The 15,463-nt window shown below is 45.4% G+C and carries 12 protein-coding genes; 4 read left to right on the top strand and 8 right to left on the bottom strand.

Annotated elements, in window-relative coordinates; translation table 11 throughout:
- Window positions 1-15 precede the first annotated feature (15 nt).
- The 3 genes from folP to rlmE all read right to left on the bottom strand — a co-directional run bounded on the left by folP (window position 16) and on the right by rlmE (window position 3,610).
- The gene (folP, locus tag TW81_RS07820; RefSeq protein ID WP_045955153.1) at window positions 16-846 is read right to left on the bottom strand and encodes a dihydropteroate synthase; all 831 of its coding nucleotides are present in this window, start codon (window positions 844-846) and stop codon (window positions 16-18) included.
- A 51-nt stretch (window positions 847-897) separates the two neighbouring features.
- Window positions 898-2,874 carry an ATP-dependent zinc metalloprotease FtsH gene (gene ftsH / locus TW81_RS07815; RefSeq protein WP_045955152.1) on the bottom strand — a complete coding sequence of 659 codons (1,977 nt, stop codon included), beginning with the start codon at window positions 2,872-2,874 and terminating at the stop codon, window positions 898-900.
- A 106-nt stretch (window positions 2,875-2,980) separates the two neighbouring features.
- Entirely contained in the window at window positions 2,981-3,610 is a 630-nt protein-coding gene (gene rlmE / locus TW81_RS07810) for a 23S rRNA (uridine(2552)-2'-O)-methyltransferase RlmE (RefSeq protein ID WP_045955151.1), read from the bottom strand.
- Between the two features lie 113 nt (window positions 3,611-3,723).
- On the opposite strand from rlmE, the gene yhbY reads away from it, so the two are divergent.
- Window positions 3,724-4,020 carry a ribosome assembly RNA-binding protein YhbY gene (yhbY, locus tag TW81_RS07805; RefSeq protein WP_045955150.1) on the top strand — a complete coding sequence of 99 codons (297 nt, stop codon included), beginning with the start codon at window positions 3,724-3,726 and terminating at the stop codon, window positions 4,018-4,020.
- A 69-nt stretch (window positions 4,021-4,089) separates the two neighbouring features.
- Here yhbY and greA read toward each other — a convergent pair whose 3' ends face one another.
- Complete coding sequence (gene greA / locus TW81_RS07800; RefSeq protein WP_045955149.1) at window positions 4,090-4,563, bottom strand: transcription elongation factor GreA; 474 nt, start codon at window positions 4,561-4,563, stop codon at window positions 4,090-4,092.
- 543 nt (window positions 4,564-5,106) lie between these two features.
- Between greA and TW81_RS07795 the strand changes: the two genes are divergently transcribed.
- Complete coding sequence (locus tag TW81_RS07795) at window positions 5,107-6,123, top strand: porin (protein ID WP_045955148.1); 1,017 nt, start codon at window positions 5,107-5,109, stop codon at window positions 6,121-6,123.
- A gap of 164 nt (window positions 6,124-6,287) precedes the next feature.
- On the top strand, window positions 6,288-7,709 hold the full coding sequence (gene dacB, locus TW81_RS07790) for a serine-type D-Ala-D-Ala carboxypeptidase (protein ID WP_045955147.1): 1,422 nt from the start codon (window positions 6,288-6,290) through the stop codon (window positions 7,707-7,709).
- A gap of 50 nt (window positions 7,710-7,759) precedes the next feature.
- On the opposite strand, the gene tyrS is transcribed toward dacB, so the two are convergent.
- The gene (gene tyrS / locus TW81_RS07785) at window positions 7,760-8,947 is read right to left on the bottom strand and encodes a tyrosine--tRNA ligase (protein WP_045955146.1); all 1,188 of its coding nucleotides are present in this window, start codon (window positions 8,945-8,947) and stop codon (window positions 7,760-7,762) included.
- A 129-nt stretch (window positions 8,948-9,076) separates the two neighbouring features.
- On the opposite strand from tyrS, the gene TW81_RS07780 reads away from it, so the two are divergent.
- Complete coding sequence (locus tag TW81_RS07780; protein WP_045955145.1) at window positions 9,077-10,363, top strand: peptidoglycan DD-metalloendopeptidase family protein; 1,287 nt, start codon at window positions 9,077-9,079, stop codon at window positions 10,361-10,363.
- Between the two features lie 53 nt (window positions 10,364-10,416).
- Here TW81_RS07780 and TW81_RS07775 read toward each other — a convergent pair whose 3' ends face one another.
- From TW81_RS07775 to erpA, 3 genes are all read right to left on the bottom strand, one after another.
- Entirely contained in the window at window positions 10,417-13,533 is a 3,117-nt protein-coding gene (locus TW81_RS07775) for an efflux RND transporter permease subunit (RefSeq protein ID WP_045955144.1), read from the bottom strand.
- A gap of 11 nt (window positions 13,534-13,544) precedes the next feature.
- Complete coding sequence (locus tag TW81_RS07770) at window positions 13,545-14,627, bottom strand: efflux RND transporter periplasmic adaptor subunit (protein WP_045955143.1); 1,083 nt, start codon at window positions 14,625-14,627, stop codon at window positions 13,545-13,547.
- A 244-nt stretch (window positions 14,628-14,871) separates the two neighbouring features.
- Window positions 14,872-15,213 carry an iron-sulfur cluster insertion protein ErpA gene (gene erpA / locus TW81_RS07765; protein ID WP_045955142.1) on the bottom strand — a complete coding sequence of 114 codons (342 nt, stop codon included), beginning with the start codon at window positions 15,211-15,213 and terminating at the stop codon, window positions 14,872-14,874.
- Window positions 15,214-15,463 lie beyond the last annotated feature (250 nt).

Below are 15,463 nucleotides of genomic sequence, written 5' to 3'. Positions count from 1 at the left end.
TATTTATTACTTTGCTCAATGGTTATCGCAAACCATTGTGACAACTTTCATAGCATCAAGCGTTTGTTCAAAATCATGAACGCGAATAATTTGCGCCCCTTTCATAGCTGCGATTGTAGCGCAACTTACGCTCGCTGCCACACATTCAGACGGTGCTTTGTCTAGCAGCTTAAAGATCATCGATTTTCTCGACATTCCCGCCAATATTGGCAAGCCAAATTGGTGGAAATATTCTAGACGAGACAACATGTGGTAGTTGTGCTCAATCGTCTTACCAAAACCAAATCCTGGATCTAAGATCAGTTGGTCACGAGTAATGCCGACGGCTTCACACGCCGCTATTCGCTCACTAAGGAATTCACCAACCTCTTTAATCAAATCATCATAATGAGGATTGGCTTGCATGGTTCTTGGCTGACCTTGCATATGCATTAAACAGATAGGTAATCCAGTCGCTGCCGCAACTTCCAGCGCACCAGGCTCTTGCAGTGCTCGAACATCGTTGATGATATCGGCTCCTGCTATCGCCGCTTGCCTCATCACTTCTGCTTTACTGGTATCAATTGAGATCCACACATCAGATCGCGCTCGAATCGCTTTGATGATTGGAATCACACGTTGTAATTCTTCCTCCAATTCGACTTCAGGCGCGCCAGGACGGGTAGATTCTCCGCCTATGTCGATAATAGTGACTCCAGAGTCAATCATGCGCTGTGCTTGCGACAATGCATCTTCCAGAGCACAAAATTTGCCTCCGTCAGAGAAGGAGTCTGGGGTAACGTTAAGAATCCCCATTACATGAGGTTTTGATAAATCGAGAGATTTGTTGTTGGCTTTTATAATCATACTAAATACAAAAACCCCGAGTTTCCTCGGGGTTTCTCTTAACTACATCAATTATTCTGAGTCTTTTTTCTCAACCGTTTCAGCAGACGCACTTTCATTTGTCTCAGCAGGTTCATCCGCTTTAGCGTCGCTCTCTGCTGCTTGCTCATCCACTTTAGCTTCGGATTTATCTTCAGGCTTAGCTTGTGATTTGTTGCTCGGGTTATCACCCCAGCCTGCAGGTTCACGAATTTCATCTTTGCGTTCCATCAGATCATCAATCTGACCTGCATCGATGGTTTCGTACTTCATTAGCGCATCTTTCATCGCGTGCATGATATCCATGTTATCTTCAAGGATCTGCTTAGCTCGCGCATAGTTGGTATCAATGAGGTGACGAACTTCGTCATCAATCAGTTTTGCCGTGTCATCAGACATATGTTTAGTCTGAGTCACACTTCGGCCTAGGAAAACTTCACCTTCATCCTCAGCATAAAGCAGAGGACCCAATTTTTCCGAGAAGCCCCACTGAGTCACCATCTTACGCGCGATATCGGTTGCACGTTCGATATCATTCGAAGCGCCCGTTGAAACTTTATCAGAGCCGTAAATAAGCTCTTCAGCCAAACGGCCACCATAGAGACTCGAAATCATTGATTCTAGATGCTGGCGAGACATGCTTACACGGTCTTGCTCAGGCAAGTACATAGTGACACCTAGTGCACGACCACGTGGAATGATCGATACCTTGTACACAGGATCGTGCTCAGGAACCAAACGCCCAACGATTGCGTGACCTGCTTCGTGGTAGGCAGTTGACTCTTTTGTTTCTTCTGACATCACCATAGAGCGGCGCTCTGCACCCATCATAATTTTGTCTTTAGCCAGTTCAAACTCCACCATAGAAACATTGCGCTTGTTACCACGCGCAGCAAATAGTGCCGCTTCGTTAACTAGGTTGGCAAGATCGGCACCAGAGAAACCTGGCGTACCGCGAGCGATAAGTGACGGTTCGACATCACCCGCCAGAGGAACTTTGCGCATGTGTACTTTAAGGATCTGCTCACGACCGCGGACATCCGGCAAGCCAACGACAACCTGACGGTCAAAACGTCCCGGACGAAGTAGTGCTGGGTCAAGTACGTCTGGACGGTTAGTTGCTGCGATAACGATAATGCCTTCATTACCTTCGAAACCATCCATCTCTACCAGCATTTGGTTAAGGGTTTGCTCACGTTCATCATGACCACCACCAACACCCGCGCCACGTTGGCGACCAACCGCATCGATTTCGTCGATAAAGATAATACATGGCGCCGCTTTCTTCGCTTGTTCAAACATGTCACGTACACGAGATGCACCAACACCAACAAACATTTCTACAAAGTCAGAACCCGAAATTGTAAAGAATGGTACCTTAGCTTCACCAGCAATCGCTTTAGCCAGTAACGTTTTACCTGTACCAGGAGGACCAACCATTAGAACACCGGTTGGGATCTTACCACCTAGTTTTTGGAAACGGCTTGGATCACGCAGGTAATCAACCAGTTCTTTTACATCCTCTTTTGCTTCGTCACAGCCAGCAACGTCAGCAAAAGTGGTTTTGATTTGTTCCTCGCTCATCATACGAGCTTTACTCTTACCAAAAGACATAGCGCCTTTGCCACCACCGCCTTGCATTTGACGCATGAAGAAAATCCATACACCAATCAGTAAGATCATCGGGAACCAAGAGATAAAGATTGTACCTAACAGGCTTTGCTCTTCTGGAGGTGTGCCTTGTACTTTCACATTTTGATTAATTAAGTCATCAAGTAGCTTCTGGTCGTAGACTGGCATGTAAGTTACATAACGCGAGCCGCCGCCACGACGTGTGAAAGTAATCTCACCGTCTTTAAAAGTTGCTTCCTGAATCTGGCCTTGGCCAACTTCCTGTACAAACGTGGTGTAATCCACCGCTCTGCCATTGCTCTCCCCAGGGCCAAAGCTCTGGAAAACCGACATCAATACGACAGCGATAACAAGCCACAGAATTAAATTTTTTGCCATGTCACTCAAGGTGTCAGCCTCTCGATAACTAATTGTAATTAAAGGTAGGGTACTACAGTTTATAACCTGTAGCTATAGTGTTAACTTACCCATCAGGGGCAAATGGTTAACCTTTGTAACCAGTGGCTACAACAAAGACTTCCCGTGAGCGAGCTCGCGATGAGTCAGGTTTTCTTACTTTGACGACTTTAAATGCGTCTCGAACATCTTTGACAAACTGGTCAAAACCTTCCCCCTGGAAAACTTTCACAACAAAGCTACCATTAGGGGCTAGAACTTGTCGACACATATCTAAAGCCAGTTCAACTAAATACATAGCGCGAGGTTGGTCAACTGAATTGTTGCCGGCAATATTTGGCGCCATGTCCGACATTACGACATCCACCATCGAAGGTTGGATACGTTCAAGCAATGCGTCTAGTACAGCATCTTCACGAAAGTCACCTTGCAGGAAACTTACACCAGCAATTGGATCCATAGGCAATAGATCACAAGCAATAATTTGCCCATCCTCACCTACTATCTTAGCAGCATATTGAGACCAACCTCCGGGAGCTGCCCCCAAATCGACTACAGTCATACCAGGTTTTAGTAGCTTATCCTTGGTTTGGATCTCTTCCATTTTGAAATAAGCTCGCGAACGATAGCCCTTTTTACGTGCTTCATTGGCGTATTTATCATCAAAATGTTCTTTCAACCAGCGACCAGAGCTAGCAGAATGCTTTTGTTTACTCATTTGTTACCTAATAGATAGAGGGAACAACTAACCCAATAAATTATAGTCTTCAGGGTTAGATGGCGTTAAAATGGTATTTTTCAACCCTTATACTAAAGAAAATTGGCCGCGTAATGAACCTAAGCACCAAACAAAAGCAGCATCTAAAAGGCCTAGCGCACAGTCTAAAACCTGTTGTGCTTATGGGCGCAAATGGACTTACTGAAGCTGTTCTAGCGGAAATTGAAATTGCTCTTGATCACCATGAGCTAATTAAAATCAAAGTCGCGTCAGAAGATCGCGAGACTAAGAACCTGATTATTGAAGCTATTGTACGTGAAACTCGCGCAGAAAAAGTACAAGTAATCGGTAAGACCTTAGTCCTATTCCGCCAATCGGAAGAGCGTAAAATCGAGTTGCCGCGCAAGTAGTTATATTGCCAGAGCATGAAAAAAGGTCGCGCAAGCGACCTTTTTGATATCTCGACTTTGAACAACCGTTTAGATGTACTCTACGCTGTCAATTTCGAAGTCACGATCTCCGCCAGGTGTAGAAATAACGACTTCATCGCCTTCCATTTTACCAATCAAACCACGTGCAATTGGCGAACTAACAGAAATACGCCCTGCTTTAATGTCGGCTTCGTCATCACCTACAATCTGATACGTTTTTTCTTCTTCAGTGTCGCAATCAATCAAGGTTACCGTTGAACCGAAAATCACTTTTCCAGTGTTGTCCATTTTTGTCACGTCGATAACTTGAGCGACAGATAACTTGTATTCGATATCACGAATTTGCGCTTCACAAATACCTTGTTCTTCACGAGCAGCATGGTATTCCGCGTTTTCTTTTAAATCACCCAACTCACGAGCTTCTGCAATTGCTTCAGAGATCTGTGGGCGAAGCTTTAATAGTCTTTCGAGTTCTTCACGTAGCTTTTTCTCGCCACGCAGTGTCATTGGGACTTTTTCCATTGTATACCTCATTCCAAAGTAATCTTTGGACAAAACAAAACTACCCAATCCAGAGGATTAGGTAGTTACCGTTACTAATCGATTTCTTCTAGTGTAAACAAACTTGGCGTCTAAATCACTCTAATTCACATTGCGTGATCCATTTCACAAAAATAACATTCAAGCAACTGATAAACATACGTTAATTTTTAACTTCATTCCCATTTTAGACACACCAAATCTAAAAAAAAGTAAATATTCTTATATCACCCACTCTATCAACAGCAATAGTTAGTCTTTAAAAAACAAATAGTTGATATTTTTCACATACAATAAAACGCTGTTCATAGATTTGATTTATATCATTTTACTAACTCATCACGGAACTTTAGGGTAAAACCTATTTGACCTGTTCAGAGCGGCCTAACCCTTATAGTTCAAGCATTTGCTATAATCCTTAACTATGCATTAGGGCTAATATGCCAATGCTCTGAGGATTCTCTCCAGTGAGGAGACACTCCTCACAACCTGACTATTTATGGACAGTAAATTAGGAATAATAAAATGAATAAGACTCTAATCGCTTTAGCAGTGGCAGCTACAGCAGTGGCTTCTGGCGCAAACGCCGCCAACGTATACAAGCAAGACGGTACTGAACTAAACGTAGGTGGTCGTGCTGAGTTCCGTGGCGACTTCAATGGTACAGACAGCGGTGAAAAAATCGACGGCACGATGAGCAATAAGAGCCGTTTCCGTTTAAATGTTGGCGGTAGTACTGAGATCACAGATAGCCTAAGTGGCTTCGGCTTCTACGAAGCAGAGCAAGGTGTTAACTCTTCAACAGAAGCTGGTGATCAGAATACTGACTTTAAACAACGTTACCTATTTGCTGGTTTTAAAGGTAACTTTGGCGCTATTTCTTTTGGTCGCCAAGATACGGCTGCTGTACAAATCTCACAAATGTCTGACGTTACAACCTTTACTGGTGCGCAAAAAACCTTCATTAGTGCGGGTAACGAGCAGATCAACAACACGATCCTATACACAGGTGAGTTTGTTGACGGCCTAACGTTCAAAGCAAGTTACCTTGCAGGCGAAGAGAAAGATACAGATGGCTACGGCGTTTCTGCGATCTACACCTTACCTATGGGTCTAGGCTTCGGTCTAGGTTACTCTGCAGGTGACAACGGTGATGGTGTGAATGAAGGTACTGGTAGCGCGGCTATCGCCGGTATTAACTACACTCTAGATTCGCTATATGTTGCTGGTACTTACACAACTGGCGAAATCGATGACAAGACTAATTCTGACTTCAACGGTGTTGAATTAGCAGTAACCTACGGCTTTGGCAACGGCTTCACTGTCATGGGTGCTTACCAAAAAACTGAAATTGACGAAAGCGGCCAATCTAAAGACAAGAGTGACTTCTTCGAAATCTCAGGCGATTACGCGTTTAATAAAAACATCAATGCCTACGTTGCGTACCTAATCAACAATATTGATACAAATAACCTTGCAACAGCAGCTGACTTCAGCGGTGACGAAGACACTGTACGTGTCGGCGTAAAATACACTTTCTAATTGGTTGTTAACAACTCCTAATAGAAGCAACTTTGATAAGGTCTGGCTCCTGCCAGACCTTTTTATGTCAATTATCAAGCCACTTGGCGTTTTACGCTAGCCCTCCTTGAACGAGCTATCTATACTGGTGAACGTTTTCTCTCAGCGCGTGCATCGGACTGTCTATGTTCAACCATTTGAAACTATTCTCTTTACTCATCGTCTTTCCAACATTGGCATTGGCCTATACCCCGATTGATGAATTACCACTCGGCAGCCGCGCTGCGATTAAGATTGAGGCCCTCAAAAGCCAATCGAATTTAGAGCAATCCAACAATCAGAACCAATTGTTTCCACCCGCCAGCACCTTAAAGCTAGTGACCGCACTCGCTGCCAAACTAGAGTTAGGTGACGAGTTTAACTTTGAAACTAAATTAGAAAAATCAGGGGACGATGTTATCGTGCGTTTTAGTGGCGACCCGACATTGACCACACAAGATCTCAAACAACTCCTGAGTGAACTACATAAAACAGGCACGACAAAAATCAACGGAGATATCTGGCTCGATAACAGCGCTTTTACCGGTTATGACCGAGCTGTCGGCTGGCCATGGGATATACTGGGTGTGTGTTATAGCGCCCCAGCAAGCGCCATTTCGTTAGACGGTAACTGTGTTCAGGCGTCCATTTACACTCAAGACAATGGTAAGACCCGAGTTTATGTGCCTGAGCATCAGCCCATTTATGTGACAACTACAGCAAACTCAGTCTCTGACATTGAGCAAGAAAGTACTCAATGCGATTTGGAGCTACTCTCTTCTCCAGACAACCACTATCAACTCCAAGGCTGCTTACAACACCGCACTCAGCCGTTGCCCCTGAAGTTCGCAGTACAAGATCCAGCGTTATACACTCAGCGGATCATTCATACCCTGCTAAGCCAATTAAATATTACCTTAACGGGTACGATTAAGCTTGGTTCACCTACAACATCTGGCGTTGTCGTCGCGACCCACCATTCGGAAAATTTACCCCAATTACTTAAAACCATGCTCACCAAGTCTGACAACCTCATTGCAGACAACCTAACCAAAACTCTTGGTGCGAAATTCTTTATTCAACCAGGAAGCTTTGCCAATGGGGTTAAAGCAATCAAACAAATCTTGTTTAGCCACACAGGTATCGATATCGAACATATGCCAATGGCTGATGGCTCAGGTTTATCACGCAACAACCGTTTTAGTAGCCAAAATATGGCCGCAGTCTTACGTTATATTTGGCGACACGACCAACAGCTGGGGTTAATTGCCTTGATGCCAACAGCAGGAACTGATGGCACATTAAAATATCGCCGTAGCATGAGAAACAATCCCGTTAAAGGAAAACTGATCGCGAAAAGTGGTTCAGTGTACGGCAGTTATAATATGGCAGGTTTTGGCTTAGATAACTCAGGCCAGCCAAGTACTTTGTTTGTACAGTTTGTCGCCGATTATCACCCAGTAAAAGTAAAGAGCGATGATCAACCAACCACCGCCCCTATTACTCGCTTCGAAACTCTGTTCTATAAAGATATTGTCGATTTCAGTCAGGCAATACCTAGCAAGTAATTTAGAAACAAAAAAGCGCCCAGAAGGCGCTTTCATCAACGATTGGGCGGTTACTTGATCGTGATACGAGCAAATTTACGTTTGCCGACTTGGAATACGTAAGTGCCTGCTTGTGGTGCGAATTTAGAGTCAGCCACTTTCTCACCATCAATCTTAGCTGCGCCTTGCTTAACCATACGCATCGCTTCTGAGGTAGACGCACACAGGGCCGCTTCTTTTAGCAGGTTGCTCACAGGCAAGCCTGCATCGAAATGAAATTCTGGCATTTCATCTGGAATTTGATTCTTAGCAAAACGGTTAACAAACTCTTGCTCGGCAGCATCAGCATCGGCCTCAGAGTGGAAGCGCGCAATGATCTCTTTAGCCAGAGCGACTTTAACATCACGTGGGTTTTTACCTGCCTCAACACCCGCTTTTAGCTCAGCAACTTCATCAAGTGGACGGAAAGACAACAACTCGTAGTAGCTCCACATCAGGTCATCAGAGATCGACATGATTTTACCGAACATTTCGCTCGGCGCTTCGCTGATACCTATGTAGTTGTGAGCTGATTTAGACATCTTCTTCTCGCCATCAAGGCCAACAAGCAGAGGCATGGTCAATACAACTTGTGGTTTTTGACCGTGTGCCTTTTGCAGCTCACGCCCCATCAGCAAGTTAAACTTCTGGTCAGTACCGCCAAGCTCAACGTCCGTTTCCATTGCTACTGAGTCATAACCTTGTAGGAGTGGATACATAAACTCATGAATAGCAATAGGTTGACCTCCAGTGTAGCGCTTCTTGAAATCGTCACGTTCGAGCATACGAGCAACTGTTTGGTTGGCAGCAAGACGGATCATACCCTCTGCACCTAGCTCAGATAACCACTCTGAGTTGAATTGAATCTTAGTTTTTGCTGGATCAAGAATCTTAAACACTTGCTCTTTATACGTCTCTGCGTTACGCAGTACGTCTTCACGAGTTAGAGGTGGACGAGTTGTATTCTTACCAGTAGGATCACCAACCATGCCAGTGAAGTCACCAATGAGGAAAGTGACATCATGACCAAGCTCTTGGAACGCGCGTAACTTGTTCAAAATAACGGTATGGCCTAAGTGAATATCTGGTGCTGTTGGATCGGCACCAAGTTTGATGCGCAGAGGGCGTCCCTCTTTCAATTTAGCAATCAGTTCTTCTTCTGGAATTAATTCATCAACACCGCGCTTAATCTCAGCTAGTGCCGCTTCAATACTCGCCATTCTTGTTCACTCCCACAGATTTGGCAAAAATATAATAGCTGAACATCTTACTTGAATAGCGATGCATTTTGAAACCAGTTAGACTAAACAGCTAAGCTTTTTTACTGAATTTTTTAAAACGGACATAAGATGTTGTCTCTTTTCGCTCGACTACCTTGGGTTCACCGAGCTCTAATCGCCTTATTTAGCGCATTGATCGTCGTTGTATTGTTTCTGCCTGCGCCTAAAGATCTCCGTCAAGAGGAGAGCAATTATCAAATAGGGAAAGCCTACCCCCTATCCATTGACCTCGATTCGCTGCTGTCTCAAGAATCTACCCCAGTACAAAATTTCCTACGTTGGGAGAAACACACCATTGGTTCTGGCGACAGTATGGCGCTGCTCTTTCAACGCGCTGGCCTATCTTCACGCTTGCTCTATCAACTCACGTCCACCAGCAAAGACATTGAAAATCAGTTAACCCGCGTACGTCCAGGAGACTCATTCCAACTGGGATTTGACGAAAATAACCAGTTAATTCAGCTGCAGCGCGTCATCAATCCGTACGAAACCTTTCTAATTACCAAATCAGAGAGTGGCTATACCTCATCCATTGATAAGAAAGAGCTTCACTATCAATATAACTATGCCGAAGCAGATATTAGCTCGAACTTCTGGAATGCGGGCGTAAACGCAGGCTTAACGCCAAATCAAATCATGGAATTGGCGGGTATTTTTGGTTGGGATATCGACTTTGCGTTAGATATTCGTAGTGGCGACAAGTTTAAAATCCTCTATCAAGAGAAAGTGGTTGAAGGTGAAGTGGTTGGTCGAGACAAAATCATTGCCGCGATTTTTGAAAACCAAGGCGATACGTTCAAAGCAATTCTCGACGACAAAACAGGCAACTATTACGATGAGAATGGACGTGCGATGAAAAAAGCCTTCCTCCGTTCCCCGCTGGATTTCCGTCGCGTAAGCTCTAATTTTAACCCGTCACGTCGCCACCCAGTGACGGGTAAAGTTCGTGCCCACCGAGGTACAGACTACGCCGCACCAGTCGGAACACCGATTTGGGCTGCAGGTGATGGTACCGTGATTAAATCTAGCTATAACCAGTACAATGGTAACTACGTGTTTATCAAGCACAGCAACACATACATCACCAAGTACCTTCACTTACAACGCCGCAAAGTTAAAACTGGGCAGAGAGTCAAACAAGGCCAAACTGTCGGAACCCTTGGTGGTACTGGTCGCGTAACTGGCCCTCACCTCCATTATGAGTTCCTAGTCAATGGTGTGCATAAAAACCCAAGAACGGTGAAGCTACCCCAGTCAAAATCATTAACGGGTGGCGCAAAAACCACCTATATCGCCAACGCAAAACTCAGGCTAGCCAAGCTAGAGCGCTACGGTGAATTGCTCGCGACACCATAAACATAAAGACCCGCATCATGCGGGTCTTGAATTATAGCGTCTCACCAATAAATTTAGTCACCCGCCATCACTTGCTTGGCTTGCTGCTCTAACTTGTGTTCGCGACCCAGCATCAATAAGCAAGGTGTCAGAACCAAGGTCAACACAGTTGCGAAAGCTAAACCGCCTGCAACGGCCGTTGCCAATTGCGACCACCACTGAGTACTTGGTGCACCAAACTCAATTTTTTGGTTAATCAGGTCAACGTTCATCTCTAACACCATCGGCAGTAAGCCTAAAATCGTCGTCACTGTGGTCAACATAACTGGTCGTAAACGTTGCACACCGGTTCGTAGTATCGCCTCACGTTTATCCAGACCTCGCTGACGAAGCTGGTTATAGGTATCAATCAAGACAATATTGTTGTTGACCACGATGCCCGCTAACGCAATCACGCCGATACCAGACATAATGATGCCAAACGGTTTTTGGAACACCAGTAGGCCCACAAAAACTCCGACCGTGGAAAACAGCACAGCACTTAAGATCAAAAACGCTTGGTAGAAGCTGTTGAACTGGGTAATCAAAATTAACGCCATAACCACCAGAGCAACCAAGAATGCATTTTTTAGAAATGCAGAGGAGTTTTCTTGCTCTTCATTCTGACCACGAATTTTAAACTCAACACTCGAAGGCAGGTTGAGTTGTGAGACAGCTTGCTCAATGTTGGGCAACTCTAACGCGAGGTTATACCCCTCTTTCATATCCGCCATAATATTGGTCACCCTATGACCATCAATACGACGAATCGTGTCTTGCTTGTGCTCCGGGACAATGGTGGCAAAGTTGGTAATAGGCACCAGTCCTGCAGGCGTTTTAACCCGCAACTGATCAAACCGGCCGATATCACGCTTATCTGCTGGGTAACGCACCAGAATGTCGACCTCTTCCGTCGCATCATCAGGTAAGTAATCACCGATTTTTAATCCGTTAGTAACAAACTGGACGGTATTGCCCACCAAGGTTGCATCGGCGGCAAAACGCGAAGCGTCATCACGACGAATATCGATTTGCCAATCTATGCCATCTTTACTTGAGGTATCGCTGAGGTTGGTAAATGCCGGATAGTTATCAGCCCATTGCCTAACTAACTTGGCAGCACCATCCAATTCATCCGGAATGCGCGCTGACAATTCGATCACTAAGTCGTGCTCAACCGGCGGCCCTGCATCTGGAAATTTATACTCTATCTCGACTCCAGCATAATGATCCGTTTGTTGTTTGAGCTCTTCGATAATCGCTTTGACGCTGCGACGATATTGCCAATCGACGGGCGTGATCTGAATCTGGCCGATCTCGTCATCACCACCGGTTTTAGTGTACACACTTTCAAATTCATCGCGGCCGATCATCACAGCTTCAATGTCGCGCATGATGACATCTTTTTCATCCAGTGACAGATCGCCATATGAACGCACTTTGACCGTAAAGAAAGGGGGATCAACCTCAGGGAAAAATTCCGCCCCCAGCCCTGCTTTGGCATAAGTAAAACCAACACCAACAGACAGTAAAATAGCACTCAACAGTATTTTTAATGGATGGCGAATAGCGATATCAAGCGTGTGATAATAGAGCTTGGTGATACCCGTCGCCTTTGCAAAATCGCCATCATGAAGCGCGACCATCTTGGCACGCTGCGCCTTGGTCACATTCTGAGGTCTACCAACCAAACTGCCCAGTACCGGAACCAGCAACAATGCCATCGCCAACGAAGCGGACAAAGTGGCGATGAGCGTCAGTGGCAAGTACTTCATAAACTCACCAGTAACGTCAGGCCAGAACAGTAATGGCGCAAAGGCGGCCAATGTGGTCGCCGTTGACGCAGTAATTGGCCACGCCATACGTTTTGCCGCATCACGATACGCCTCACGTCTCGGCGTTCCCTCTTGCATGCGCCGATCAGCAAACTCAGTCACAACGATTGCGCCATCAACCAACATGCCCACAGCCATAATTAGCGAGAACAACACCACGATGTTGACCGTTAATCCAAACACAGACAGGACCAGAAGGCCTGTCAGGAAAGAGCCGGGAATAGACACACCGACTAAAAACGCAGTGCGTACCCCTAAGATCGCGATAATAACGATAACCACCAAAATGATCGCAGACAAAATGTTATTTTGCAGATCGTTAAGCATAATTTTAACGTCTTTAGATTGATCCCACGTGTACTTGATAAGCAAGTTGTTTGGCCAATCCGGACGTTGTTGCGCTTCAGCCAACACCGCTTTAATCAGTGCGACCGTTTCAATGATATTTTCCCCTGCACGTTTTTTCACATCGAGGACGACAGCGGCTTTACCATCCAATCTGGCATAGCTTTCTGGGTCACGAAATGCACGTCTAACCGTGGCAACATCACCAAATGTAATCACTTGTTTACCGTCTACTTTTACGGGTAATTCAAGAACATCTTTAAGCGAATCAAATACTGACGGCACTTTAACAGAAAATCGGCCATAGCCGGTGTCGACAAAACCTGCCGCCACGACTTTGTTGTTGAGTGCGATCAAGTTGTAGATATCACCTTGATCTAGGCCGTAGCTCTCCATCAATAGCGGATCTACGATGATCTCAACAATGTCTTCGCGATCCCCGGCAATGTCCACTTCCAATATCTGACGATAGCTTTCAAGCTTATCTCTCAACTGACGCGCAATATGAACAATCGTACGCTCTGGCACCGTACCATAGAGAACGATAGACAGCGCTGGCTCTTCCGAAGCAAACGTCACCTCATTAACCGTTGGTTCGTCGCTGTCACTCGGCAATTTAGGTTTGGCGAGATCGACGGCTTCACGTACATCTGCCATCGCTTTGTTCAGATCAACACCAACACTGAACTCGAGCATCACCGAGGCATGACCTTCAGAAGCGGTAGAAGTCATCTCCTTGACTCCTTCTATCGATCTCAGCTCTTGCTCTATCGGACGCACCAGCAATCGCTCAGCGTCGGACGGAGAAATCCCCTGATGCCCAACCGAAACATAGATAATCGGAATGGTAATATCCGGACTCGATTCTTTAGGTATCGTTAGGTAAGTGCCTACCCCAGCAACCAAGATAAATACCAGCAATACCATCATGGTACGAGTACGAGAGAGTGCCGCATCAATCAACGCAAACATAATGCCGCCTCCTAGTTTTGCTGCTCAACAGCAATCACTTGATCACCATCACGGACAAACCCCTGACCTGTCGTCACGATATCGACCTGTTCCCCCAATCCCGTCAGCCATACCCCGTCTTGCTCTGCTTTGACCAGATGGATCGGTACAAACTTAATCCGATCTTTGACTAGAGTTTTAACGCCCAAATTTCCAGCTTCGTCGAGCGCTAACATTGCCGGCGTCACTTTAACGGCCAATTGATCTTTGAGGTTCAATGACACTTCGGTACTGATCCCCGCCGAGATTTTTTGCTCAGGATTGGGCAATTCAATTTCGATAGGAAAAGTATTGGTTGCTGTCGAGGAAACACGAGATATGTACCGAACAATACCTTCAGCTTGCTGTCCGTTGATGAAGCGCACACTGGCCTGCTGTCCTAAAACAAGATCTTGAATATGACGCTCGCTGACATCTGCTTCAATCACGACTTTGCTCAGATCAAGTAAACTCGCGACAGGGTCTCCGATCCCAACAAAGTCGCCCTGCTCAATGAACAAGTGATCGACAATCCCAGCAAAAGGTGCGCTGACAGAGGTATTTCTTAGCGCAATTCGAGCGTTGCTGACCATCGCTTTTGCTTCAACCAATCCCGCTTGTGCATTGGTAAATGCCACTTCGCCTTGTAAGCCTTTGCTCTGAAGTGCCTTGGCTGCGGTAAACTCTTTTTGTTTCACTTTTAGCAAGGCTTGCGCGCGCTCAAGTTGAATTTCTAGGTCACCTTTATCAATCAGTGCAATGACTTGGCCTTGCTTGACCTTGTCACCTTTCGCCACCTTGAGTTGAATAATTTTGCCTGCAATTTCAGCACCTAATTTAGCTTGCTTATTGGGTGCCGTACGCCCATACAGCTCAATCGTTTTATGGGTTGAATGAGCGACGAACGAGGTAAAAGCCACCTTTGCTAGCGGGATTTCCTGTTCACTGTGCGGTGGTGGTGTGTCTTCAGCATTGAGCATGCCAATCCCAAGCCAAAACGTAAGTAAAGTGACTAAAAAAAGAGAAACAAGGTAAGGTCGAGTCGCGATAAAGCGCAACGGGGAGAAACTAGCCATAACTATCCTTAGTAATTATATATCGCACTCAGTTGACCTACTTTTTAACCTATTTGATGGTCAATAAGTTCACTGTAGATATAGCGCCAACTGTCAATCAGTAAGACGTATCATTGAGGATATAAATTAACCAGTCAAAAATAAAATACACTTGGACAGTATTTTAGGGTAGGTCTCAGTTTCTGGAATCGCTCAGATAAAAAAAAGGCTGCAAAAATGCAGCCTTATTAGAAATCGTTAACGCTTAAACACTGAATGAAGCGCCACAACCGCAGGTCGTCGTTGCGTTCGGGTTGTTAACAAAGAAACGCGAACCTTCAAGGCCTTCCGTGTAATCCACTTGACCGCCGACTAGGTACTGCAAACTCATTGGGTCAACGACAAGCGTCACACCACTGTTGACAATGGTCGTATCGCCATCATTGACGCTTTCGTCGAAAGTAAAGCCGTATTGGAAACCACTACAGCCGCCCCCCGTGATGTAGACACGGAGCTTTAAATTTGGGTTTTCTTCTTCAGCAATTAAAGCACCAACTCGCTGGGCCGCAGCATCTGAAAATGTTAAAGGGATATTTACTTCGCTCACGATGACCTCTCTCAGTCTTCTTCATCCACACGGTCTTCACCATTTGGAACTTTATCTTTTAATATTAGCGCGATTATCTAATACCTGAGTGAAGCGTTCAAGTATTCACCACATGTGGAACCATTTTTTACACAATTTGTGGTCTATCTGCTGGCAAAGTATTCAGAATGTGGCGTAAAGCGTTTTATTGAAATGGACTCGACAGGTACAATGCCTGCCAAATTGGTCCGAGCAATCAAAAGAGGATATC

Source organism: Vibrio galatheae (genome assembly GCF_000967545.1).
Classification (GTDB): domain Bacteria; phylum Pseudomonadota; class Gammaproteobacteria; order Enterobacterales; family Vibrionaceae; genus Vibrio; species Vibrio galatheae.
Note: the sequence above shows the minus strand (reverse complement) of the source record. Positions and strands in the feature narration are given on the sequence as shown.